This is a genomic window from Cellulosimicrobium sp. GQ32, assembly GCF_059758455.1.
The window spans coordinates 1-21,410 of record NZ_JCAXEP010000011.1 but is presented as its reverse complement, the minus strand read 5'-3'; the positions used below and the strand labels follow the sequence as shown (position 1 = coordinate 21,410).

Annotated in this window: 19 protein-coding genes; 4 read left to right on the top strand and 15 right to left on the bottom strand. The window is 72.7% G+C overall.

The genetic code is table 11. From position 1 onward, the window contains the following. Window positions 1-37 precede the first annotated feature (37 nt). From AC6CH9_RS16570 to AC6CH9_RS16560, 3 genes are all read left to right on the top strand, one after another. Window positions 38-1,417: a cryptochrome/photolyase family protein gene (locus tag AC6CH9_RS16570; RefSeq protein WP_498155879.1), complete on the top strand. Its 1,380-nt coding sequence runs from the start codon at window positions 38-40 to the stop codon at window positions 1,415-1,417. A 109-nt stretch (window positions 1,418-1,526) separates the two neighbouring features. Further along, a complete protein-coding gene (locus tag AC6CH9_RS16565) occupies window positions 1,527-1,895 on the top strand; it encodes an ArsR/SmtB family transcription factor (protein ID WP_047232516.1) in 369 nt (122 codons plus the stop codon). Beyond that, complete coding sequence (locus AC6CH9_RS16560; protein ID WP_498155878.1) at window positions 1,892-2,380, top strand: SRPBCC family protein; 489 nt, start codon at window positions 1,892-1,894, stop codon at window positions 2,378-2,380. Before AC6CH9_RS16565 ends, AC6CH9_RS16560 begins: the two co-directional genes overlap by 4 nt. Before the next feature lie 142 nt (window positions 2,381-2,522). Here AC6CH9_RS16560 and allB read toward each other — a convergent pair whose 3' ends face one another. From allB to AC6CH9_RS16520, 8 genes are all read right to left on the bottom strand, one after another. Further along, window positions 2,523-3,887: an allantoinase AllB gene (gene allB, locus AC6CH9_RS16555; RefSeq protein ID WP_498155877.1), complete on the bottom strand. Its 1,365-nt coding sequence runs from the start codon at window positions 3,885-3,887 to the stop codon at window positions 2,523-2,525. Between the two features lie 42 nt (window positions 3,888-3,929). Beyond that, window positions 3,930-5,705, bottom strand: a complete 1,776-nt coding sequence (gene gcl / locus AC6CH9_RS16550; protein ID WP_498155876.1) for a glyoxylate carboligase — start codon at window positions 5,703-5,705, stop codon at window positions 3,930-3,932. Between the two features lie 42 nt (window positions 5,706-5,747). Then, window positions 5,748-6,632: a 2-hydroxy-3-oxopropionate reductase gene (locus tag AC6CH9_RS16545; RefSeq protein ID WP_498155875.1), complete on the bottom strand. Its 885-nt coding sequence runs from the start codon at window positions 6,630-6,632 to the stop codon at window positions 5,748-5,750. Between the two features lie 63 nt (window positions 6,633-6,695). Continuing rightward, entirely contained in the window at window positions 6,696-7,502 is an 807-nt protein-coding gene (locus AC6CH9_RS16540) for a hydroxypyruvate isomerase family protein (protein WP_498155874.1), read from the bottom strand. Window positions 7,503-7,704: 202 nt separating this feature from the next. Then, window positions 7,705-8,535, bottom strand: coding sequence for a bifunctional allantoicase/(S)-ureidoglycine aminohydrolase (locus AC6CH9_RS16535; RefSeq protein WP_498155873.1), 831 nt, complete (start codon window positions 8,533-8,535; stop codon window positions 7,705-7,707). Between the two features lie 97 nt (window positions 8,536-8,632). Continuing rightward, a complete protein-coding gene (locus AC6CH9_RS16530) occupies window positions 8,633-10,006 on the bottom strand; it encodes a DUF6986 family protein (RefSeq protein WP_498155985.1) in 1,374 nt (457 codons plus the stop codon). Further along, window positions 10,003-11,649, bottom strand: a complete 1,647-nt coding sequence (aceB, locus tag AC6CH9_RS16525) for a malate synthase A (RefSeq protein ID WP_498155872.1) — start codon at window positions 11,647-11,649, stop codon at window positions 10,003-10,005. Before aceB ends, AC6CH9_RS16530 begins: the two co-directional genes overlap by 4 nt. A gap of 42 nt (window positions 11,650-11,691) precedes the next feature. Then, a complete protein-coding gene (locus AC6CH9_RS16520) occupies window positions 11,692-13,188 on the bottom strand; it encodes an NAD-dependent malic enzyme (protein ID WP_498155871.1) in 1,497 nt (498 codons plus the stop codon). A 129-nt stretch (window positions 13,189-13,317) separates the two neighbouring features. On the opposite strand from AC6CH9_RS16520, the gene AC6CH9_RS16515 reads away from it, so the two are divergent. Continuing rightward, a complete protein-coding gene (locus AC6CH9_RS16515) occupies window positions 13,318-14,130 on the top strand; it encodes an IclR family transcriptional regulator (protein ID WP_498155870.1) in 813 nt (270 codons plus the stop codon). Window positions 14,131-14,221: 91 nt separating this feature from the next. Here the strand turns inward: AC6CH9_RS16515 and pucL are convergent, their stop codons facing one another. The 7 genes from pucL to gatC all read right to left on the bottom strand — a co-directional run bounded on the left by pucL (window position 14,222) and on the right by gatC (window position 20,320). After that, window positions 14,222-15,163: a factor-independent urate hydroxylase gene (gene pucL / locus AC6CH9_RS16510; RefSeq protein ID WP_498155869.1), complete on the bottom strand. Its 942-nt coding sequence runs from the start codon at window positions 15,161-15,163 to the stop codon at window positions 14,222-14,224. Window position 15,164: 1 nt separating this feature from the next. Next, entirely contained in the window at window positions 15,165-15,533 is a 369-nt protein-coding gene (uraH, locus tag AC6CH9_RS16505; RefSeq protein ID WP_498155868.1) for a hydroxyisourate hydrolase, read from the bottom strand. Continuing rightward, a complete protein-coding gene (gene uraD / locus AC6CH9_RS16500; protein ID WP_498155867.1) occupies window positions 15,530-16,027 on the bottom strand; it encodes a 2-oxo-4-hydroxy-4-carboxy-5-ureidoimidazoline decarboxylase in 498 nt (165 codons plus the stop codon). Before uraD ends, uraH begins: the two co-directional genes overlap by 4 nt. Window positions 16,028-16,368: 341 nt before the next feature. After that, on the bottom strand, window positions 16,369-16,974 hold the full coding sequence (locus AC6CH9_RS16495) for a GNAT family N-acetyltransferase (RefSeq protein ID WP_498155866.1): 606 nt from the start codon (window positions 16,972-16,974) through the stop codon (window positions 16,369-16,371). A 4-nt stretch (window positions 16,975-16,978) separates the two neighbouring features. After that, window positions 16,979-18,484: an Asp-tRNA(Asn)/Glu-tRNA(Gln) amidotransferase subunit GatB gene (gatB, locus tag AC6CH9_RS16490; protein WP_498155865.1), complete on the bottom strand. Its 1,506-nt coding sequence runs from the start codon at window positions 18,482-18,484 to the stop codon at window positions 16,979-16,981. Continuing rightward, complete coding sequence (gene gatA, locus AC6CH9_RS16485; protein WP_498155864.1) at window positions 18,481-20,022, bottom strand: Asp-tRNA(Asn)/Glu-tRNA(Gln) amidotransferase subunit GatA; 1,542 nt, start codon at window positions 20,020-20,022, stop codon at window positions 18,481-18,483. The genes gatB and gatA overlap by 4 nt, the downstream gene beginning before the upstream one ends. A 1-nt stretch (window position 20,023) precedes the next feature. Then, window positions 20,024-20,320: an Asp-tRNA(Asn)/Glu-tRNA(Gln) amidotransferase subunit GatC gene (gene gatC, locus AC6CH9_RS16480; protein ID WP_047232578.1), complete on the bottom strand. Its 297-nt coding sequence runs from the start codon at window positions 20,318-20,320 to the stop codon at window positions 20,024-20,026. Window positions 20,321-21,410 lie beyond the last annotated feature (1,090 nt).

Genomic DNA, 21,410 nt, shown 5'->3' with positions numbered 1-21,410 from the left:
ACCGGCGTGCACCGCCTGCGACCGTTAGCGTGGCCGGATGCCGACGCTCTGGTGGTGCCGCCGCGACCTCCGCCTCGCCGACAACCCGGCCCTCGTGGCGGCGGTGCAGGCCGCCCGGGACGCGGACGACGAGGTCGTCGCGCTCTACGTGCTCGACCCCCGCCTGTGGGGCTCCGCGGGCGACCCGCGCCGCGCCTACCTCGCGCGGAGCCTCGCCGCGCTCGACGAGGCGACGGGCGGCCGGCTCGTCGTCCGGCACGGCGACCCGCGCGCCGTCGTGCCCGCCGTCGCGCGCGAGGTCGAGGCGCGCGAGGTGCACGTCGCGGCGTCGTCCGAGCCCTACGGCGTGGCCCGCGACGTCGCGGTCGAGGAGGCGCTGCCCGACGCCGGCGCGCACCTCGTGCGCACCGGCTCGCCCTACGCCGTCGCGCCGGGACGCCTGCGCACGCGCACAGGGACCCCGTTCCAGGTCTTCACGCCGTTCCGCGAGGCGTGGGTCGCGCACGGGTGGCGCGACCCGGTGCCGCGCCCGCGCGACGTGCCGTGGGCGTCGCTGCGGTCCGACGGCGTCCCGGAGGACCCGGGGACCGACGCCCGGCTCCCTGCCGCGGGCGAGACGGCCGCGCGCCGGCGGTGGCGGGACTTCCTGGCGGACCACCTCGCGGGCTACGCGACCGAGCGCGACCGCCCTGACCGGCCCGCGACGTCGGGCATGTCGATCCCGCTCAAGTGGGGCGAGCTCCACCCCCGGACCCTCCTCGCGGACGTGCGGAGCGCCCTGCACGAGGGTCTCGCACCGTCCGACGACGTGCTCGCCTACCGCTCGGAGCTCGCGTGGCGCGAGTTCCACGCGGACGTCCTGTTCCACCACCCGGGGGCCGCGCGGCGGTCGCTGCGCACGGTCGTGCCCGACGACGCGTGGGCGACCGGCGCGGACGAGGACCGGTACCTCGAGGCCTGGGCGGCCGGGCGTACCGGCTACCCGCTCGTCGACGCGGGGATGCGCCAGCTCCTCGGCGAGGGGTGGATGCACAACCGCGTGCGGATGGTCGTGGCGTCGTTCCTCGTCAAGGACCTGCACGTGCGGTGGCAGCGCGGCGCGGAGCACTTCATGGCGCACCTCGCGGACGGCGACGTCTCGCAGAACCAGCTCAACTGGCAGTGGGTGGCGGGGACTGGCCGGGACGCCGCGCCGTACTTCCGCATCTTCAACCCCGTCACCCAGGGCAAGAAGTTCGACCCGGTCGGCGCCTACGTGCGCCGCTGGGTGCCGGAGCTGCGGGGCGTCGAGGGCCGGGCGGTCCACGAGCCGTGGACGCTGCGCGAGCAACCGGCCGGGTACCCCGAGCGGATCGTGGATCACGCCGTCGAGCGCAAGGTCTCGCTCGACGACTTCGAGCGCGCACGACGGACCTGACACTTTTATCAACCGTAGGGTTGACGACGGCACGACGCCGGCGTAGCGTCATAGTCAACCAAACAGTTGACGACGGGCGGCCGCTCGCGGCGCCCGACGAGGAGGTCCCGTGACGGCCGACCCGCTCTCCCGCGTGTTCTCGGCGCTGGCCGACCCCACGCGCCGCGACATGGTGGCCCGGCTCGCGTCGGGCGACGCCAGCGTGGGCGAGCTCGCCCGGCCGTACGACATGTCCGTCCAGGCCGTGTCCAAGCACCTGCGCGTGCTCGAGGACTCCGGCCTGGTGACCCGCACGACGGACGCCCGACGCGCCCCCGTGCATCTCGAGGCGGAGGTCTTCGACCTCATGACGAAGTGGATCGAGCGTTACCGGCGCGAGGCGGAGGACCGCTACCGCCGCCTCGACGACGTCCTGCGCGACCTGCCCGACCCGGCGGCCGCACCCGAGAACGACCCGACGACAGGAGCAGCACCATGACCACCACCGGCACCCGCGAGACCGAGATCGTCGTCCCGAAGGACCTCCCGATCGTCCGCATCGTGCGCGAGTTCGACGCGCCCGCGGCGAAGGTCTTCCGCGCCCATCTCGACCCGGAGCTGTTCGCGCGCTGGAACGGCCCGCGCTACCTCACCCAGCGCAACGAGCACTGGGACGTGCGCACGGGCGGCGCCTACCGCTACGTCCAGGTGGACCCCGACGGCAACGAGTACGCGTTCTTCGGCAGCGTCCACGAGGTGCGCCCGGACGAGCTCATCGTCCAGACGTTCACCTACGAGGGCTTCCCCGACGGCGTCTCGCTGGACCGCCTCGTGTTCGAGGACCTGCCCGACGGTCGCAGCCGTCTCACCGCGACGTCGCTCGTCGACTCGATCGAGGGTCGCGACAGCTTCGTCGCGAGCGGCATGGAGGTCGGCGTCCGCGAGGGCTACGAGCAGCTCGACGAGCTCCTCGCGGAGTCCTGACCCGCACACCCGCACCCAGCCGAGGTAGAGCCCTGGTAGGCCGAGGTAGAGCCGTGGTCATGACCAGGGCTCTACCTCGGCGAACCAGGGCTCTACCTCGTGAGATCGAGGCGGCACCCACCAGCGGTGCCGCCCCAGGCCCTCACGCCTCGCCGCGCGCGAGGAGGCGGCCCGTGGGGCGGTCGAACGTGATCTCCTCGCCCCGCAGGTACGTCGCGACGACGGCGCCCGAGAGCGCGCGGTCGGCGTACGGCGTGACGGGGTTCTTGTGGTGCAGGGCCTTGGGGTCGACGACGAAAGCCGTGTCCGGCTCGACGACCGCGAGGTCGGCGTCGAACCCGAGCGCGATCGAGCCCTTGCGCTGGAGCCCCGCGATGCCGGCCGGCCGGGACGACATCCACTCGACGACGCGCGCGAACGGCACGCCCCGCGTCCGCGCCTCGGTCCACACGATCGCGAGCCCGAGCTGGAGCGACGAGACCCCGCCCCAGGCCGTGCCGAAGTCCCCGGTGTCGAGGTCCTTGAGGTCGGGCGTGCTCGGGGAGTGGTCGGAGACGATGCAGTCGATCGTCCCGTCGAGCAGCCCCTCCCAGAGCAGCTCGCGGTTGTCGATCTCCCGGATGGGCGGGCAGCACTTGAACTGCGTCGCGCCGTCCGGGATCTCCTCCGCCGCGAGCGCCAGGTAGTGCGGGCACGTCTCGACCGTGAGGCGCACGCCCTCGCGCTTCGCGCTCCGGATCATCGGCAGCGCGTCCGAGCTCGACAGGTGCAGCACGTGCGCGCGCGCCCCGGTCCAGCGCGCCGCCTCGATCACCGCCGCGATCGCGACGTTCTCCGCGCCGCGCGGGCGCGACGCGAGGAACGCGTCGTAGTGGTCGCCGTGCGGGGTGGGCGCCCGCTCGATCGCGCGCGAGTCCTCCGCGTGGACGAGCATGAGGCCGTCGAAGTCGGCGAGGACGCGCAGGTCGGCCTCGAGCTCGTCGGGCTCGAGGTACCCGTACTCCTCGACGCCCGAGTGCAGCAGGAAGCACTTGAAGCCGAACACGCCCGCGTCCCACAGGGGTCGCAGCTCGTCGGCGTTGCCGGGCACGGCGCCGCCCCAGAACCCGACGTCGACGAACGCCTGGTCGCGCGCGACCTTCTGCTTGGTCTCGAGCGCCTCGACGTCGACCGTCGGCGGGATGGAGTTGAGCGGCATGTCGACGATCGTCGTCACGCCGCCCGCCGCGGCGGCCCGCGTCGCGGACGCGAAGCCCTCCCACTCGGTGCGCCCGGGCTCGTTGACGTGCACGTGGGTGTCCACGAGGCCGGGGACCAGCACCTGGTGCGGCTCCAGCTCGACGACGCGTGCGCCGTCGAGCCCCGCGCCCAGGGGCTCGATCGCCCGGACCACTCCCCCGCTGACCCCGACCTCGCGCGGCTGCTCGCCCGACGCGACGAGCACGCGCTCGCCCCGCACGACGAGGTCGTACTCGTGCTCGCGACCGCTCACCTCACCCGCACTCATCGCATCCTCCTCCATGTCGTCTGCTCCTCCGGTGCGGCACGCTCAGTCGAGCAGCGCGACGGCGGTCGGCGCGTCGTCGGCCGAGATCGCGAGGTCCTCGAACTCGTTGACGCCCGTGAGCTCGACGCCCATCGCGATGTTCGTCACGCGCTCCAGGATCACCTCGACAACGACCGGGACGCGGAACTCGGCGGCCATGCCCTGCGCCTTGGCGAACGCGTCGCCGAGCTCGTCGGGGTCGGTCACGCGGATCGCCTTGCAGCCCAGGCCCTCGGCCACCTTGACATGGTCGACGCCGTAGCCGCCCACCTCGGGCGAGTTGATGTTCTCGAACGACAGCTGGACGTGGTAGTCCATGTCGAACGCGCGCTGCGACTGCCGGATGAGGCCGAGGTAGGAGTTGTTCACGACGACGTGCACGTACGGCAGGTTGAACTGCGCGCCGACGGCGAGCTCCTCGATCATGAACTGGAAGTCGTAGTCGCCCGAGAGCGCGACGACCGGCTCGTCCGGCACGGCCTTCGCGACGCCGAGCGCCGCCGGTCCGGTCCAGCCGAGCGGACCCGCCTGGCCGGCATTGATCCAGTGCCGCGGCTTGTACACGTGGAGGAACTGCGCGCCGGCGATCTGCGAGAGACCGATCGTCGTGACGTAGCGGGTCTCGGGCCCGAACGCCTTGTTCATCTCCTCGTACACGCGCTGCGGCTTGATGGGGATCTCGGTGAAGTGCGTCTTGCGCTGGAGCGTGCGCTTGCGCTCGGCGCACTCGGCGGCCCAGCCGGAGTAGTCGCGCGCCTGCCCGGCGTCGCGGCGCTCGCGCGCGACCTCGACGAAGAGCTCGAGGGCGGCCTTCGCGTCGGAGACGATGCCGTAGTCGGGCGCGAACACGCGCCCGATCTGCGTCGGCTCGATGTCGACGTGGACGAACGTGCGGCCCGCGCGGTAGGTGTCGAGGCCGCCCGTGTGGCGGTTGGCCCAGCGGTTGCCGATCCCGAGCACGAAGTCCGAGGCGAGCAGGTTCGCGTTGCCGTAGCGGTGCGACGTCTGGAGCCCGGCCATGCCGGCCATGAGCGCGTGGTCGTCGGGGATGACGCCCCAGCCCATGAGGGTCGGGATCACGGGGACGCCCAGGGTCTCGGCGAGCTCGACGAGCAGGTCCTCGCCGCCCGCGTTGACGATGCCGCCGCCCGCGATCAGCAGGGGGCGCTCGGCCGCGAGCAGCAGGTCGATCGCCTTCTCCGCCTGGGCGCGCGTCGCCGTCGGTCGGTGCACGGGCAGGGGCTGGTACGTCGCCGGGTCGAACTCGATCTCCGTGAGCTGCACGTCGATCGGCAGGTCGACGAGCACCGGGCCGGGACGACCCGAGCGCATGAGGTGGAACGCCTGCTGGAAGACCTGCGGCACCTGGCCGGCCTCGAGGACGGTCTTGGCCAGCTTGGTCACCGGAGCGGCGATGCTCGCGATGTCGACGGCCTGGAAGTCCTCCTTGTCGAGCTTGGCGACCGGCGCCTGGCCCGTGATGCAGAGCATCGGGATCGAGTCGGCCCACGCGGCATAGAGGCCGGTGATCATGTCGGTGCCCGCGGGCCCCGACGTGCCGATGCAGATGCCGATGTTCCCCGGCTTCGCGCGGGAGTAGCCGTCGGCCATGTGCGACGCGCCCTCGACGTGGCGGGCGAGCACGTGGTCGATGCCGCCGTGCGCGCGCATCGCGGAGTAGAAGGGGTTGATGGCGGCGCCGGGCAGGCCGAACGCCTGGGTCGCGCCCTCGATCTCGAGGATCGCCACTGCGGCGTCCACCGCACGCATACGAGGCATGGTTTCTCTCCTTGCTGGAGGTGACGTCGTCGTCAGGGAAGGTCAGGAGCCGTCGCGGCCGGACAGGCGCTCGACGCCGCGGAACAGGCCGGAGTGGTCGAGGCCGCCGTCGCCGTTCGCGCGGGCGGAGGCCATGAGCTGGGCGACGAGGCCGCCGAGCGGCGCCACGACGCCCGCCTCGCGGGCCGCGGCGGTGACGATGCCGAGGTCCTTGTGATGGAGCTCGATGCGGAACCCGGGGCCGAAGTCGCGGTCGAGCATCTTGCGCGCCTTCTGGTTCAGCACGGCCGAGCCCGCGAGCCCGCCGCCGAGGACCTCGATCGCGGCCTCGGTGTCGACGCCGTACGCCTCGAGGAACACGATCGCCTCGGCGAGCGCCTGGATGTTCGCGGCGACGATGAGCTGGTTGGCGGCCTTGACGGTCTGTCCGGAGCCGTTCGGGCCCACGTGCACGACCGTCTTGCCGACGACGTCGAGGAACGGCTTGGCCGCCTCGAAGTCCTCGGGCGTGCCGCCGACCATGATCGACAGCGCCGCGTTGATCGCGCCGGGCTCGCCGCCCGAGACGGGGGCGTCGATGATGCGCAGCCCCGCGTCGGTCGCCTGCCGCGCGAGCGCGACCGTGACGTCGGGACGGATCGAGGAGAAGTCGATGACGAGCGCGCCGGGCTTGGCGTTCGCGAGGACGCCGTCGTCGCCGGTGAGGACGGCCTCGACGTCGGGCGAGTCCGGGACCATGATCGCGACGACGTCGGCGCCGGAGACGGCGTCGGCGACCGACTCCGCCGCGCGACCGCCGGCCTCGACGAGCGGCGCGGTCTTCTCGGGGCTGCGGTTGTAGCCCGCGACGTCGTGGCCGGCGGTCTGGAGGTGGACGGCCATGGGGCTGCCCATGATGCCGAGTCCGATGAAGGCGATGGAGGCCATGGTGTGCTCCTCTGGGGGGTTCAGGTCGGGGGGTCTGTGTCGGCCGGTGGACGAGCGTGGAGGTCAGCGCTCGGCTGCCGGGAGCCACGCGAACGGGTCGGCGGCCTCCGTCTTGTACTCGAGGCCGATCCAGCCGTCGTAGCCGCCGGCGCGCAGGTCCTTGGTCCAGCGGTCGATCGGCAGGTCGCCCGTGCCGGGCTCGCCGCGCCCGGGGGCGTCGGCGATCTGCACGTGGGCGATGCGCCCGCGGTAGGTCGAGAGCGCCGCGTCGACGTCGTCGCCGTTGACGGACAGGTGGTAGACGTCGAACAGGAGACCCAGGTTCGTCTCGCCGTGGTCGGCCGCGACCCGGTCGATGACGCGCACGGCGTCGGCGGCGGTCTTGAGCGGGTAGGCCGGGGCGCCGCTCACGGGCTCGACGAGCACCGTGCCCTCGATGCGCCCGACGGCCCGGGCGGCGAGCGCGAGGTTCTCGGCACCCAGCTCGTCCTGCGCCTCGGGCGTCGCGTCCTCCTGGCGGTTGCCGTAGAGGGCGTTGAACGCGCGGCAGCCGGTGCGCTCGCCGATCGCGGTGACGACGTCGAGGTTGGCGCGCAGATCGGCCGAGCGCGCGGGCCACGACACGAGGCCGCGGTCACCGCCGGGCATGTTGCCGGCGTCGAAGTTCAGCCCGGTGAGCTGGACGCCCGCCCCCTCGATCGCATCGACGAACGCGTCGACCTCGTCCTTCGCCGGAACGGGCGACGCGAACGGCCACCAGAACTCGACGCCGCGGAAGCCCGCGGCCGCCGCGGCGGCCGGCCGCTCGAGCAGCGGCAGTTCCGTGAGCAGGATCGAGCAGTTGACGGTGTACGTCGGTGCGGGGCTCATCGTCGTCTCCCTGGGTCCATCCGCGTCTCGCGACCTTGCGATTCCATACTGCGGAACTTTTCTTCTGCTGTATGGAAGTGTAGGCACGCCCACGGCGGAGCGTCAACAGCCGGTGCGGCACCCCGTCCGGTTGTGGGCATGGAAAGGGCCCGGTTCCGCGTGCGGAACCGGGCCCTTTCCATGCCCACATCCGGGTGCTGCGTCAGCGGCGGCGGTCGAGCTTGACCTGCCGGTTCACGTCCTTGTAGAGCAGGTAGCGGAACGGCTTGGGGCCGCCGGCGTAGCAGGCCTGCGGGCAGAACGCCCGGAGCCACATGAAGTCGCCCTCCTGGACCTCGACCCAGTCGCCGTTGAGGCGGTAGACGGCCTTGCCCTCGAGGACGTACAGACCGTGCTCCATGATGTGCGTCTCCGCGAACGGGATGGACCCGCCGGGCTGGAACGTCACGATGTTGACGTGCATGTCGTGCGCGAGGTCGTCGGGGTCGACGAACCGGGTCGTCACCCACACGCCGTCGGTGTCCGGCATCGCGCGCGGCTCGACGTCCTGCTCGCGCGTGACGAACGACGTCGCGGTGTGGCCCGGGATCGGCTCGTACACCTTGCGGATCCACTGGAACGCGGCCTTCGCGTCGGAGCGGTTGCGCAGCGCCCACCGCTCCCCCGCCGCGAGGTACGCGTACCCGCCGGGCTCCAGCACGTGCTCGACCCCCGCGAGCGTGAGCACGAGCGTGCCCTCGGTGACGAAGACGACGGACTGCACGGTCTCCTCGTCCTCGCCCTGGTCCGACCCGCCGCCGGGCGAGACCTCCATGGCGTACTGCGCGAACGTCGTCGCGAACCCCTCGATCGGCCGGGCGAGCACCCACAGCCGGGTCTTGTCCCAGCCCGGCAGGTTGCTCGTGACGATGTCGCGCAGCACGCCGCGCGGGATCACCGTGTAGGCCTCGGTGACGATCGCGCGGTCGGTGAGCAGCTCGGTCTGGCCGGGCAGGCCACCCTGCGGGGTGTAGTAGGGGGTGGTCTGGGTCATGGGTTCACTCCTCGAGATGATGGCCCGGGCCGACGGCGGTCGGTCGCGGCGGGCTGGACGGGGGCGGCGGGCGGACGGGAAGGTGCGCGGGCGTGGGTCAGCCCGCGACGGGCTGCGGGGCGTGCCCCGAGACGCGGACAGCGTCGAGCCCGACGCGGTCGAGACCGGTCGCGGCACGGACCTCGGCCTCGGTGAGCGCGCCGCAGTCGACGCCGCGCCCGAGGAACCAGGCCATCGCCTTGGCCGTGGCGGGCTCGTCGAGCACGCCGCCGGCGTCGGGCACGAACCCGACGTACGCGGCGAGGCGCGCGAGCGCCGAGGCCGCGCCCTCGCGGTAGAACGCGTACGTCGCGGCGAACCGGCTCGGGAGCTGCGCGGGGTGCAGGTCCCAGCCCTGGTAGTAGCCGCGCTCGAGCGATCGGCGCACGAGTCGACCGTGCAGGCGCCACGCCGCGTCGACGGCCTGCGGGTCGCCGACGGGGAGCACGTTGGTCGAGCCGTCCGACAGGCGCACGCCTGTGCCCGCGACCGCGAGCTGCATGACCGACTTCGCGTGGTCGGCCGCGGGGTGCTCCATCGACTGGTACGCCGCCGCGATGCCGAGCGACGCCGAGTAGTCGTACGTGCCGTAGTGCAGCGCCGTGACGCGCCCGGGTGCCGCGTGCACGAGCCGCGCGACGGTCGCCGTGCCGTCCGCCGCGAGCAGCGCCTGCGGCGTCTCGACCTGCACCTCGAACCGCAGGCTGCCCGGCTCCAGGCCGTTCGCCTGCTCGACGCGCTCGCACGCGACCGCCATCGCCTCGACCTGCTGCGGCGCGGTGACCTTGGCGAGCGTGACGACGAAGCCGTCGGGCAGGCCCGTCCGGCCCAGGGCCGCGCGGGCCGCCACGAGCTCCGCGACGAACAGCGCGAGGGTGCGTACCCCGCGCCGACGCGTCGCGGCCTCGAGGCACTTGATGCGGATCCCGCTGAACGGCGTCGCGGTGCCCTGCGCCTCGGCACGAGCGAGCTCGCGTGCGGCCGCCGCGACCGCAGCGTCCTCGGCCGCGTCGCCGCGGTCGCCGAACCCGTCCTCGAAGTCGATCCGCAGGTCCTCGATCGCCTCGACGGCGAGCTTGGCACGCACGCGCTCGGCCACGGCGTCGGCGAGGCCGCCCCCGGATCCCGCACCGATCCCGAGCAGGTCGACGAGCCGACGTACCCCCTCGGCACCGCCGCCCGCTGCGTCGACCGCCTCGCGCGCCCGGGCCGCCCACTCGGGCGCGAGGCCCGCGGTGTACCGGTCCCCCGGCACGTAGACGGTGTGCACGGGCTGGCGCGTGCCGTCGTCGCCCGGGTACCGCGCCTCGAGCTCCGCGTCCCACGGCGCGAGCAGACCGTCGAGCGTCGCGTGCAGCGCGGCGACGCCCTGCTCGCTGAAGGCCTGCCCCGATGTCGAGCCCGACCCCTCCGGGAACCCCGCCGGCATCAGGAGGCGTCCTGCTCGTGCGCGACGACGTCCTCGTACGCCGGGAGCGTGAGGAAGTCGACGTAGTGCTCGTTGAGCGCGATGTCCTCGACGAGCGCGGCGGCCCGGTCGTAGGGACCGGCGTCGTACGCCTCGTGCCCGACGTCGTCGCGCAGCCGCGCGGTCTCCTCGCGCAGGAGCGTGCGGACCAGGTCCGCGGTGACCGTCGTGCCCGCGCTCTCGCCCGCCGTGAACGACGCGCCCGAGCGCACCCACTGCCAGACCTGCGAGCGCGAGATCTCCGCGGTCGCGGCGTCCTCCATGAGGTTGTGGATGGCGACCGCGCCGTTGCCCGCGAGCCACGCCGCGACGTACGCGACGGACACGTAGAGGTTGTTGCGCAGCCCGGCCTCGGTGATGTCGCCCCCGGCGGTCGAGACGTCGAGGAGCTGGTCGGCCGTGACGTGGACCTCGGGGCGCTGTCGGTCGAGCTGGTTGGGCCGGTCGCCGAGCACGCCGTCGAACACCTCGCGGCACACGGGCACGAGGTCCGGGTGCGCGACCCACGAACCGTCGAACCCGTCGCCGGCCTCGCGCTGCTTGTCGGCGCGCACCTTGTCGAACGCCTGGGCCGTGACCTCGGGCTCGCGACGGTTCGGGATGACCGCGGCCATGCCGCCCATCGCGAACGCCCCACGCTTGTGGCACGTCTGCACGAGCAGCTCGGTGTACGCGCGCATGAAGGGCGCGGTCATGGTGATGGCGCCGCGGTCGGGCAGCGTGAACGACGGGCCCGAGTCGCGGAAGTACTTGATGACGGAGAACAGATAGTCCCAGCGGCCTGCGTTGAGCCCCGACGCATGGTCGCGGAGCTCGTAGAGGATCTCGTCCATCTCGAACGCTGCCGGGATGGTCTCGATGAGCACCGTCGCGCGGATCGTCCCGTGCGGGATCCCGAGCGCCTCCTGCGCGTACGTGAAGACCTCGTCCCACAGGCGCGCCTCGAGGTGCGACTCCATCTTCGGCAGGTAGTAGTACGGCCCGGAGCCGCGCGCGAGGAGCTCCGCGGCGTTGTGGAAGAAGTGCAGGCCGAAGTCGACGAGCGCACCGACGGCGGGCGTCCCGTCCACGGTCAGGTGCACCTCGTCGAAGTGCCACCCACGCGGTCGGACGACCATGACGGCGAGCGCGTCGCCGTCGGCCTCGGGACGCAGCGCGTACTGCTTGCCCTCCGGCGAGGTGAACGCGAGCGTGCGCCGCGTGGCGTCGTGCAGGGCCACCTGGCCCCCGACGACGTTGGCCCAGTGCGGCGTCGACGCGTCCTCGAGGTCCGCGAGCCACACCTTCGCGCCGGAGTTGAGGGCGTTGATCGCCATCTTGGGCGTCGGCGGACCGGTGATCTCGACACGGCGGTCCCGGAGGTCGGCGGGCGCGCCGGCGACCGTCCAGTCCCCCGCGCGCACGTCGGCGGTCTCGGGCAGGAAGTCGAGGCGACCGCTGCGGGAGACCTCCTCGCGCCGCGCCGCGCGAGCGGCGAGCAGCTCGTCGCGGCGCGCGCCGAACCGGCGCTGGAGCGCGGCGACGAAGTCGAGCGCCTCCGGGGTGAGGATCTCGTCGGACCGCTCGACGGCGGGTCCGTGGACGGCGACGGCCGTGGTGGTGGTCATGGTGTGTCCTTTCTGCGGGGCGGCCGGGCTGACGACGCTGCGTCAGGACCGGGGCGCCGACCCGACGTGGTGGCCCGACGTGGTGCTCCCCTGAGCCTGCTCCGCGCGACCGCGCTCCGCGACCTCGGCGACGGCGCGCGCGACGGCCTTGGAGACCGCGGGCTCGAACACGCTCGGCACGATGTAGCTCGCGCTGAGCTCCTCGGGCGCGACCGCGTCCGCGATCGCGACGGCCGCGGCTCGCAGCATCTCGTCGGTGATCTCGCTCGCGCCGACGTCGAGCAGGCCGCGGAACAGGCCGGGGAACGCGAGCACGTTGTTGATCTGGTTCGGGTAGTCGCTGCGGCCCGTCGCGACGACGGTCGCGTGCTGCGCCGCGGCGATGGGGTCGACCTCGGGCGTCGGGTTCGCCAGCGCGAAGACGATCGCGTCGTCGGCCATCGTGGCGACGTCGTCGCCCGTGAGGATGTTGGGGCCGGAGACGCCGATGAACACGTCGGCGCCGGCCAGGCCCTCGCGGAGCGTGCCGGTGAAGCCCTCGGCGTTGGTGGTCTCGGCGAGGCGACGACGGTGGTCGTCCGTGAGGTTCGCGCCCGGGTGGATCGCGCCGTGTCGGTCGAACGCGACGATGCGGCGAGCACCCTGGCCCTGGAGCAGCGAGATGATCGCGTTGCCCGCGGCGCCCACGCCGGAGACGACGATGCGCACGTCCTCGATCGTCTTGCCGACGACGCGCAGCGCGTTGGTCAGCGCCGCGAGGACGACGATCGCCGTGCCGTGCTGGTCGTCGTGGAACACGGGGATGTCGAGCTCCTCGCGCAGCCGGCGCTCGATCTCGAAGCAGCGCGGCGCCGAGATGTCCTCGAGGTTGATCCCGCCGTACACGGGCGCGATGGCCTTCACCGTGCGGATGATCTCCTCGGTGTCGGTCGTGTCGAGGCACACCGGCCAGGCGTCGACGCCCGCGAACTGCTTGAACAGCGCGGCCTTGCCCTCCATGACGGGCAGCGCGGCGGCGGGGCCGATGTCGCCCAGGCCGAGGACGGCGGTGCCGTCGGTCACGACCGCGACGGTGTTGCGCTTGACCGTCAGGCGGCGCGCGTCCTCAGGACGCTCGGCGATGGCCAGGCACACGCGCGCCACGCCGGGCGTGTAGGCGCGGGCCAGGTCGGCGCGGTGGCGCAGCGGGACCTTGGGGTTGACCTCGAGCTTGCCGCCGAGGTGCATGAGGAACGTCGCGTCGCTCACGTGCCGCACGGTGAGGCCGTCGAGCGCGCTCAGCGCGTCCCGGATCTGCTCCACGTGCGCAGCGTCGACGGTGTCGGCCGTGATGTCGACGACGAGGCGGTCGGCGCCCGACTCCGAGACGTCGACGCCCGTGATCGCGGCACCCGTCGCGCTCACGGCCGCGACGAGGTCGCTCGCCGTGCGGTGACCGCTGGGGGCCTCGACGCGCAGCGTGATGGAGTAGCTCGGGCTGGTCGCGGCGCTCTTCGCCGTCGTGGCCTGCGTCTCCGGGGCCTTCGTCTCGGACGTCATGTTCGTTCCTTCTTCTCGTATGCTGATGCGTGTCTTCCGTGATGCGGAAGGGAGCGCGGGAGGTTCCCGCACTGCTCAGGCGGGGTGCGCCCGCCGTCGGGCGGCACCTGGTGGACAGGAGATGGTGAGATGGCCGAGACACCGGCGGCGACGGAGCCGACGGAGACCGTGCCGGGTGCTCGGGCGGCGAAGCCGGCCGGGGGCGTGCAGTCCGTGGACCGCGCGATCGAGCTGCTCGAGCTGCTCGCCGACTTCGGCGGCGAGTCCGGGCTGAGCGAGCTCGCGCAGCACGCCGGGCTGCCCCTGCCGACGATCCACCGCCTGCTGCGCACGCTGCTCGCTCAGGGCTACGTGCGCCAGACGCCGTCGCGGCGGTACACCCTCGGCCCGCGCCTCATCCGGCTCGGCGAGTCGGCGGGCCGCCAGCTCGGCGCCGGCGCCCGCCCCTACCTCGAGCAGCTCGCCCGCGACCTCGGCGAGTCGGCGAACCTCGCGATGATCGACCGCGACATGGCGGTCTACGTGGCCCAGGCGTCGTCGAGCCACTCCATGCGGATGTTCACCGAGGTGGGCCGGCGCGTCTTCACCCACTGCACGGGCGTCGGCAAGGCCGTGCTCGCCCAGCTCCCCGACCAGACGGTGCGCGAGATCATGGGCCGGGTCGGCATGCCGCCCGCGACCGACCAGTCGATCACCGACGTCGACGCGCTCCTCACGGAGCTCGCGGCGACGCGCGAGCGCGGGTACGCGATCGACGACGGCGAGCAGGAGCTCGGCGTGCGCTGCTTCGCCGTCGCGGTGCCGGACGCCCCGACCCCCACCGCCCTGTCCGTCTCGGGCCCCGCGGCCCGGGTGACGTACGAGTTCGGGGAGCGAGCCGTGCCGGTGCTGCACCGCGTCGCGAGCGAGCTCACGCGCGAGCTCATCACCGCCGCGCCCTGAGGCGGCGCCGGCGTGCGACGGTGCGGGCGCGCCCTGCCGGGCCGCGGGTGCTCCGCGGTCCGGCAGGGCGCGTCCGTCCGTCACGGTCGGCTCAGCAGAACCCGGTGACCGTCGCCCAGGCGCGCGGCTCGGCCGGCTCGCCCTCGCGCAGGACCGTGGCCTCGATGAGGCCGTACGGGCGGTCCGCCGCGTAGAAGACCTCGTTCGGGTTGTCGAGGCCGAACGGCGCGAGATCCACGAGGAAGTGGTGCTTGTTCGGCATCGAGAACTTGATCTCGGCGATCTCGGGGATCGCCTCGAGGACCGCCTTGCCCATCGCGAACAGCGTCTGCTGGAGCGCGAGAGAGTGGGTCGTCGCGAACGCCTCGAGCTGGATCGCGCGGACCTTCGCGTACACGGCGTCGAAGTCGACGTCCGTCGTCGTGTAGCGCCACCGCGAGGTGACCGACGTCGCGAGGATGCGGTCGTTCGTCTCCACGAGCGTCGTGTAGCGGTCGCGCGGGAACCCGTGGAACTCCGAGCCCGTCGACTTGAGCACGACGAGGTCCGTGAGGCCCGAGACGACGAAGACCTCGGCACCGTCGCGCTGGACGACCGTCGTGCGCGTCTCCTGGTTGTTCCGGACGAACGCATGGTCGTGCTCGCCGTCCGCGGTCTCGATGCGGTTCCAGGAGTACTGCTCGATCTCCCAGCGGCCGCCCTCGATCCAGTCGAAGTCCTCGACGAAGTGCCGGCCGAGGCGGATCGCGAAGTCCTCGATCGCGCCGACGCCGTCGCGGGCGAACGCGTAGATCGTGTTCTTCTGGGTGTCGGTGGCGACGCACTTGGAGTTGTCGCCCTCCAGGTGCGTGGCCTCCTGCCCGCCTCGCAGCTGCGAGGAGACGTTGAGGTCCGTGATCTCGTGGCGAGGCGTGGCGCGGTCGACGCGCACGAGGCGCACCTCCGCCTTGCCCCACTGGTTGTCGCCCAGGACGATGGCCCCGCTGCTCTGCGTGGCCGCCGGCTGCGCGGCGGTCGTGGTGGTGGTGCTCATGTCAGCTCCCTCGATAGGTCGAGTAGGCGAACGGGCTGAGCAGGACGGGGACGTGGTAGTGCTGCTCAGCGCTCGCCACCCGGAAGACGATGACGACCTCCGGGTAGAAGGACACGGTGTCTTGCCGGTCGAAGTACTCGCCCGTGTCGAACACGAGCCGGTACGTACCGGGGACGAGGGTCTCGGGCCCGAGCTCGGGCACACGACCGTCGTCGTTCGTGCGGGAGGACGCCACCAGGGACCAGCCCTGCCCCGTCGTCCTGTCCGCGATCTCCGGAGCCGCCTCCAGGCGGACGGCGATCCCCTCGGCGGGCCTACCGCTGGCCGCGTCGAGTACGTGCGTGGTGATGTGGCTGGCGTGGGTGCTCATGCCCTCAGCATTCCCTTCAGCCGCAGCGCGGCGATCTCGCGCAGGTTCCGGGCGGCGTTCGCCCGCTCGGTGTCGGCGTCGTTGCCGAGCCGCTCGGTGAGCTGCTCGAGGATCTCCTCGGCGCTGCGGCCCGCGGCCCGGATGAGGAACACGTGCCCGAACCGCTCCTCGTACGCGCGGTTGCCCTCGGTCAGCCGGCGCTGGACGTCGTCGTCGGACGTGTCGACGCCGGACTGCTCGGACCGCGACATGCTCGCGTCCGCAGCGTCGCCCCGCGCGCGCTCCCCGATCCGGGGGTGGCGGGACAGCGCCGAGTCGACCTCGTCGTCGGTCCAGGGGTCGGCCGCGGAGAGGGCGGCGTCGGCCGCGTCCTCGACGCTCGCGTACGGGCGCCCGGCGGCGACCGCGTCGGCCCACCGCCCGACGTGCGCGCACGCGAGCAGCGCCTCGCGCGCCTCCTCCGGTGACAACCGGTTGAACTCGTCCAGCGTCATCGCTGCGCGTCCCTCTCGACGTCCGGCCCGGTCGGCGGTGTGCGACACCGCCGGGCTCTGTTGATTCCACATCTCGGAAATTTGTTTCCGTCTTATGAATGTACGTCGTGGGCGTCCTTCATGTCAACCACGGTCCCCCGCGGCGGGCACCAGCGCACGTCGCGCGCCCGCGCACCACGAGGCCGGACCACGCGCCGCCGCAGGACGTGCCCCAGTCCGCACGTCCCGCGCACCGCACGCCCCCGACAACCGCACGTCCCTGGGGACGGCGAAGGGCCCGGCAGCCGATGCTGCCGGGCCCTCCCGTGTCGTCCTTGCGTCGACCGTCGTCGTCCGACGGTTCAGGGTGCGCCGAGCCCCGCCCGGAACTCGTCCTCGAGGATGCTCATCACCGTCGCGTCCGCCCACCCGTCGCCGTCGCGGTAGACGTCGCGCAGCCGGCCCTCCTCACGGAAGCCCAGCGACTCGTAGAGCATCCGCGCCCGCGGGTTGATGCTCAGCACGTCGAGGCTCACACGGTGCAGGCGCGGCCCCTCGTGGCGGATCCCTTCGACGTCGGTCACGCCCTCGAACGCGAACCGCAGCACCTCGAAGATCGCCTCACGACCGTAGCCGCGGCCCCGGTAGTTCGGGAGCAGCGCGAGGCGCAGGTTCGCCGAGCGGGCGTCCTCGTCGAGGTCGTTGAGCACGATCTCGCCGATCATCTCGTCGCTCACCAGCTGACCGTCGCGCACCGCGCCCGCGGTGATGGCCCAGTCGTAGCGCCCCTCGCGGTCGCTGATCGTCGCCGACCACTCGTCGATCTGGTCGCGCGTGAACGTCGCCGTCGTCCCCGTGAGCCGGTTGGACTCCGGGTCCTGGAGCGACTCCCACATGCGGTCGGCGTCCCGCGCCTCGATCGGGCGCAGGCGCACCATCTCCCCGAGCAGGACCGGTCCGCGCGTCACGGCGTCAGCCGATCCGCTCGAGGATGAGCTCGCGCACCCGACCGGCGTCCGCCTGACCGCGTGTCGCCTTCATGACGGCGCCGATGATCGCGCCGACCGGACCGAGGTTGCCGCCCCGGACCTTCTCGACGACGTCCGGCTGCGCGGCCAGCGCCTCGTCGATCGCGGCGAGCAGCGCGCCGTCGTCGGACACGACCTCGAGCCCCCGGGCGGTCACGACGGCCTCCGGGTCCCCCTCGCCGGCGAGCACACCGTCGAGGACTTGGCGCGCGAGCTTGTCGTTGATCCGGCCCGCGTCGACGAGCCCCTGGAGCGCCGCGACCTGGGCGGGGGTCACGGGCAGCTCCTCGAGGGTGACCTCGTCCTGCTTCGCGCGGCGGGCGAGCTCTCCCATCCACCACTTGCGCGCGCCGGCCGGGCTCGTCCCGGCGGCGACGGTCGCCTCGATGAGGTCGATCGCGCCCGCGTTGACGACGTCGCGCATCTCCGCGTCGGCGTAGCCCCACTCGCCCTGGAGGCGACGGCGGCGCGCGACCGGGAGCTCCGGGAGACCGGCACGGATCTCCTCGATCCACTCGCGCGGAGGCGCGATCGGGACCAGGTCCGGCTCCGGGAAGTACCGGTAGTCCTCGGCGTCGGACTTCACGCGCCCGGACGTCGTGATGCCCGTGTCCTCGTGCCAGTGCCGCGTCTCCTGGATGACGGTGCCGCCCGCGTCGAGCACGGCGGCCTGGCGCGAGACCTCGTACCGGACGGCCCGCTCGACGGAGCGGAAGGAGTTGACGTTCTTCGTCTCCGTCCGGGTGCCGAGCGGCGACTCGGGCGTCGGACGCAGGGAGAGGTTCACGTCGGCGCGGACGTTGCCGCGCTCCATGCGGGCCTCGGACACGTCGAGCGCGCGGAAGATGTCGCGCAGCGTCTGCACGTACGCGCGCGCGACCTCGGGGGCGCGGTCGCCCGCGCCCGTGATGGGACGCGTGACGATCTCCACCAGCGGGATGCCGGCGCGGTTGTAGTCGACGAGCGAGTACTCTGCGCCGTGGATGCGGCCGGTCGCGCCACCCACGTGGGTGTTCTTGCCCGCGTCCTCCTCCATGTGCGCGCGCTCGATCTCGACGCGGAACACGGTCCCGTCCTCGAGCTCGACGTCGATCCACCCGTCGTACGCGATCGGCTCGTCGTACTGCGACGTCTGGAAGTTCTTCGGGACGTCCGGGTAGAAGTAGTTCTTGCGCGCGAACCGGCACGTCTCGGCGATCTGGCAGTTGAGCGCGAGGCCGATGCGGATCGCGTACTCGACGGCCTTGCCGTTGACGACCGGCAGCGCGCCCGGGAGACCGAGGGAGACCGGGGTCACCTGGGTGTTGGGCTCCGCACCGAAGCTCACCTCTGCGGGGCAGAACATCTTGGTCAGCGTGCCGAGCTCGACGTGCACCTCGATCCCGATGACGGGGTCGTAGCGGCGCGTGGCGTCGGCGTAGTCGACGAGGTCGACGGTCGTGGCGGTCATCCGACCTGGCCTTCCTTCTCGATGGTGGCCGTGGGCAGCGCCGGCGCGCGGTCGAGCAGCGGGCCGCCCCACGCGCTCAGGAGCGCGGACTCCAGCGCGGCACCCACCCGGTACATGCGGTCGTCGGCCTTGGCCGGCGCGAGGATCTGGAACCCGACGGGCAGCCCGTCGTCCGACAGGCCCGCCGGGACCGACATGCCGGGGACGCCCGCGAGGTTCGCGGGGATCGTCGCGACGTCGTTGAGGTACATCGCCAGCGGGTCGTCGAGCTTCTCGCCGAACCGGAACGCCGTGGTCGGCGCCGTCGGGGAGACCAGGACGTCCGCGTGCTCGAAGGCCGCGGCGAAGTCGCGCTGGATGAGCGTGCGGACCTTCTGCGCGCTCCCGTAGTACGCGTCGTAGTAACCCGCCGACAGCGCGTACGTGCCGAGGATGATGCGGCGCTTCACCTCGTCGCCGAAGCCCGCACCGCGGGTCGCGGCCATGACGCGCTCGGCGGTCACCGGGCCCTCCTCCGGCTCGACGCGCAGGCCGAAGCGCATGCCGTCGAACTTCGCGAGGTTGCTCGACGCCTCCGACGGCATGATGAGGTAGTACGCGCCGAGCGCGTACTCGAAGTGCGGGCAGGAGACCTCGACGATCTCCGCGCCCAGACCGCGCAGGAGGTCGAGCGACTGCGCGAACCGCGCGCTGACACCCTCCTGGTAGCCCTCGCCGTTGAGCTCCTTGACGACGCCGACGCGCACGCCCGACAGGTCGCCCGTGGCGCCCTGGACCGCCGCCTCGACGAGCGCCGGCGCGCGGCCAGGGATGGACGTCGAGTCGCGCGGGTCGTAGCCCCCGATGAGCTCGTGCAGCAGGGCCGAGTCGAGCACGGTACGCGTGACGGGACCCGCCTGGTCGAGCGACGACGCCATCGCGATGAGCCCGTAGCGCGAGACCCCGCCGTAGGTGGGCTTCACGCCGACGGTGCCGGTGACGGCACCGGGCTGGCGGATCGAGCCGCCCGTGTCCGTCCCGATCGCGAGCGGCGCCTCGAACGCGGCCACCGCGGCGGCCGAACCGCCACCCGACCCGCCCGGGATGCGGTCGAGGTCCCACGGGTTACGCGTGTTGCCGAAGGCCGAGTGCTCGGTCGACGAGCCCATGGCGAACTCGTCCATGTTCGTCTTGCCGAGGATCGGCAGCCCCGCGGCGCGGATCTTCTCGACGAGCGTGGCGTCGTAGGGCGGGATCCAGCCCTCGAGGATCTTGGAGCCGGCAGTCGTCGGCATGCCCTGGGTCACGACGACGTCCTTGACGGCGATCGGCACACCGGCCAGCGGGTGCAGCTCCTCGCCCGCGACGCGCCGCTCGTCGACCGAGCGCGCCGTCGCCAACGCCTCCTTCGCGTTCACGTGCAGGAATGCGTTCACGGCACCGTCGACGGCGGCGATCCGGTCCAGGTGCGCCTGGGTCGCGTCGACGCTCGAGAAGTCACGAGCGGTCAGTCCCTCCGCCAGCTCGGCGGCGGACAGTCGGGTCAGGTCCTCACTCATCTCACTCCTCCCCGAGGATCTGCGGGACGGCGAAGCGTCCGTCCTCGGCCGACGGCGCCGCGGCGAGGACGTCCTCGACCGGCAGCGGCGGCTCCGGGATGTCGTCCCGGAAGACGTTGGTCATCGGGAGCGGGTGGCTCGTCGCGGGGACGTCGGGTGTCGCGACCTCGCTGACCTTGGCGATGGCGTCGACGATCACGTCGAGCTCGCCGGAGAGCCGGTCCAGCTCCTCGGGTCGCAGATCGATGCGGGCCAGCGCGGCGACGCGCGCGACCTCGTCACGGGAGATGGTGGACATGGTCGCCATTCTAGTGGGGACCGACGCCGTGCCCACCGCGCCGTCGGCCCTCCCGGCACGCGGGTGTGACCGAGAGCGTGCCGCCGAGGAGAGAGCCCCAGCCGCACGGGTAGGACCGTGGTCGCGGGAGGTAGAACCGTGGTCGCACAGAATAGAACCGTGGTTCGACAGGGTGGACGCGGTCGGGCTTCAAGCCCGCGGGGTCGGGTCCGCGGCGCGGGTGGCCTCGGTGCTCGGGGCTGCGGTGCCGTCAACCGGGTCCCTCGGCCGTGGGTTCTAGGAGCGCCGCTCTGACGCCCCTCCGCATCCGAGGCCACCCCCACCGCTCAGCAGTCGGTCGGCCATGGCCTGGGGACGGGCCGCCACGCGGTCCCTTGCCAGGACGAACAGGCGACCATAGCTCAGGCATCCCGGGCCGGCCGAAACCACCAGACCGGCAAGACGTGGCCACCACGAGAGCGGGTCGCGACGGCGACGCACTCGGCGACTCACGGCCTGCGGCGCAGCGGTGCGGAAGGCGGTGGGCAGCAACTCGCGTCGACTGGATGCGGCAGTGGGGAGTTGCGCTCGCGAAACCGACAACGCGGCCGGTCGTCCGCGTAGAGCGACAGTAACGCGACCCACGACCCAGCTGCAGCAGCGCGATACGGCCGCGGAAACGTACCAGCGAGACCGACACCGCGGGCAGGCGCCCGAGTGGGCGCCGACCATGGTGGGACGACGCCGGGCGGGGTGGGTGGTGGTGCCGCGTCTACCATCCGCCGCTCGTTCCTCGCGGCTCCCGCCAGGCCCGCCACGACGCGGCACCACCACCCACCCCGACCACCCGACGCAACCACGCGCCGTCGGGCATGACCACGGCTCTACCTCGCGCGACCACGGCTCTACCTCGCGCGACCACGGCTCTACCTCGCGCGACCACGGCTCTACCTCGCGCGACCACGGCTCTACCTCGCGCGACCACGGCTCTACCTCGCGCGACCACGGTTCTACCTCGCGCGACCACGGCTCTACCTCGCGTGGGCGCGGGTCTACCTCGCGTCAGCGCGTGTCTGTCTCGGCCGGCCGGGAGATCAGCGAAAAGAGTTCG

What these genes read in the sequence shown, in the direction of transcription:
- uraH (WP_498155868.1), bottom strand. Translation starts at nt 15,533, where the DNA reads ATGAGCACCCACGCCAGCCACATCACCACGCACGTACTCGACGCGGCC.
- aceB (WP_498155872.1), bottom strand. Translation starts at nt 11,649, where the DNA reads ATGACCACCACCACGGCCGTCGCCGTCCACGGACCCGCCGTCGAGCGG.
- gcl (WP_498155876.1), bottom strand. Translation starts at nt 5,705, where the DNA reads ATGCCTCGTATGCGTGCGGTGGACGCCGCAGTGGCGATCCTCGAGATC.
- AC6CH9_RS16545 (WP_498155875.1), bottom strand. Translation starts at nt 6,632, where the DNA reads ATGGCCTCCATCGCCTTCATCGGACTCGGCATCATGGGCAGCCCCATG.
- AC6CH9_RS16540 (WP_498155874.1), bottom strand. Translation starts at nt 7,502, where the DNA reads ATGAGCCCCGCACCGACGTACACCGTCAACTGCTCGATCCTGCTCACG.
- uraD (WP_498155867.1), bottom strand. Translation starts at nt 16,027, where the DNA reads ATGACGCTGGACGAGTTCAACCGGTTGTCACCGGAGGAGGCGCGCGAG.
- AC6CH9_RS16515 (WP_498155870.1), top strand. Translation starts at nt 13,318, where the DNA reads ATGGCCGAGACACCGGCGGCGACGGAGCCGACGGAGACCGTGCCGGGT.
- AC6CH9_RS16560 (WP_498155878.1), top strand. Translation starts at nt 1,892, where the DNA reads ATGACCACCACCGGCACCCGCGAGACCGAGATCGTCGTCCCGAAGGAC.
- AC6CH9_RS16570 (WP_498155879.1), top strand. Translation starts at nt 38, where the DNA reads ATGCCGACGCTCTGGTGGTGCCGCCGCGACCTCCGCCTCGCCGACAAC.
- allB (WP_498155877.1), bottom strand. Translation starts at nt 3,887, where the DNA reads ATGAGTGCGGGTGAGGTGAGCGGTCGCGAGCACGAGTACGACCTCGTC.
- pucL (WP_498155869.1), bottom strand. Translation starts at nt 15,163, where the DNA reads ATGAGCACCACCACCACGACCGCCGCGCAGCCGGCGGCCACGCAGAGC.
- gatC (WP_047232578.1), bottom strand. Translation starts at nt 20,320, where the DNA reads ATGTCCACCATCTCCCGTGACGAGGTCGCGCGCGTCGCCGCGCTGGCC.
- AC6CH9_RS16535 (WP_498155873.1), bottom strand. Translation starts at nt 8,535, where the DNA reads ATGACCCAGACCACCCCCTACTACACCCCGCAGGGTGGCCTGCCCGGC.
- gatB (WP_498155865.1), bottom strand. Translation starts at nt 18,484, where the DNA reads ATGACCGCCACGACCGTCGACCTCGTCGACTACGCCGACGCCACGCGC.
- gatA (WP_498155864.1), bottom strand. Translation starts at nt 20,022, where the DNA reads ATGAGTGAGGACCTGACCCGACTGTCCGCCGCCGAGCTGGCGGAGGGA.
- AC6CH9_RS16520 (WP_498155871.1), bottom strand. Translation starts at nt 13,188, where the DNA reads ATGACGTCCGAGACGAAGGCCCCGGAGACGCAGGCCACGACGGCGAAG.